The organism is Streptomyces sp. NPDC021080 (genome assembly GCF_044333225.1).
GTDB lineage: Bacteria > Actinomycetota > Actinomycetes > Streptomycetales > Streptomycetaceae > Streptomyces.
Genome location: NZ_JBIRQM010000070.1, coordinates 1 through 1,264, shown reverse-complemented (window position 1 = coordinate 1,264; position 1,264 = coordinate 1). Strand labels below are relative to the sequence as shown.

Sequence of the window (1,264 nt, the reverse complement as noted above, 5' to 3'; positions counted from 1 at the left end):
GGGTCTGCTGCACGATTGGGTGACATCTGAACTGGCTTGCCCTGTGGGGCGGGTGGGAAGGATGTCGCTGTGCCCAAGCCTTATCCGGAAGAGTTCCGCAATGACGTCGTGCGGGTTGCGAGGAACCGTGGCCCGGGCGTGACGGTCGAGCAGGTGGCTGCCGACTTCGGAGTCCATCCGATGACGTTGTGGAAGTGGATGCGCCGGGCGGACATCGACGACGGATCCAGGCCCGGGATGACCGGCCAGGAGAGCGCGGAACTGCGGGAAGCACGTCGGCGGATCAGGCTGCTGGAGCAGGAGAACGAGGTCCTGCGCCGGGCGGCGGCCTATCTGTCGCAGGCGCATCTGCCGGGAAAAGGATCTACCCGCTCGTGAGGGAGCTGGCCGTGGACGGGGTGCCCGTCACGGTGACGTGCCGGGTCCTGAAGCTCGCCAGACAGCCCTACTACCGCTGGCTCGACAAGCCGGTGCCCGATGCCGTGCTGGAGGAGGCATACCGGGCGAACGCACTGTTTGACGCTCACCGCGACGACCCGGAGTTCGGCTACCGGTTCCTTGCTGATGAAGCACGTGGCGCCGGGGCCGGGATGGCTGACCGGACCGCGTGGCGGATCTGCCGGGACAACCACTGGTGGAGCGTGTTCGGCAAGAAGCGCGGCAGGAGCAAGAAGGCCGGCCCGCCGGTGCACGACGACCTGGTCCGCCGTGACTTCACCGCGGATGGACCGAACCGGCTGTGGCTCGCCGACATCACCGAACACGCCACCGGTGACGGGAAGTTGTACCTCTGCGCGATCAAGGACGTCTTCAGCAACAGAATCGTGGGCTATTCCATCGATGCGCGGATGAAGTCCCGCCTGGCCGTGAGCGCCCTGGACAACGCCGTGGCCCGGCGCGAACACGTCGACGGATGCATCTTGCACAGCGATCGCGGATCGCAGTTCCGGTCCCGGAAGTTCGTGCGCGCGCTCGATCGCCATCGGATGGCTGGCTCGATAGGGCGGGTCGGGGCGGCAGGCGACAACGCGGCCATGGAGTCGTTCTTCAGCCTGCTGCAGAAGAACGTCCTCGACCGCCGGAGCTGGGCCACCCGCGAGGAACTGCGGATGGCGATCGTGACCTGGATCGAGCGGACCTACCACCGCCGCCGCAGACAAGCCGCACTCGGCCGACTGACCCCCGTCGAATTCGAGACCGTCATGATCGCACCGGCCCTCCAGGCCGCGTGACCGAACCTGTCACCCGAACCTGCACCAGACCC

Annotated in this window: 1 protein-coding gene; it reads left to right on the top strand. The window is 67.0% G+C overall.

From position 1 onward, the window contains the following. The first annotated feature begins 69 nt into the window (after positions 1-69). A protein-coding gene (locus tag ACH4S8_RS45170; RefSeq protein WP_398405201.1) for an IS3 family transposase occupies positions 70-1,232 on the top strand; the annotation gives its coding sequence in 2 pieces (ribosomal slippage) (positions 70-354 and positions 357-1,232; 1,161 coding nt in all). Positions 1,233-1,264: the final 32 nt, after the last annotated feature.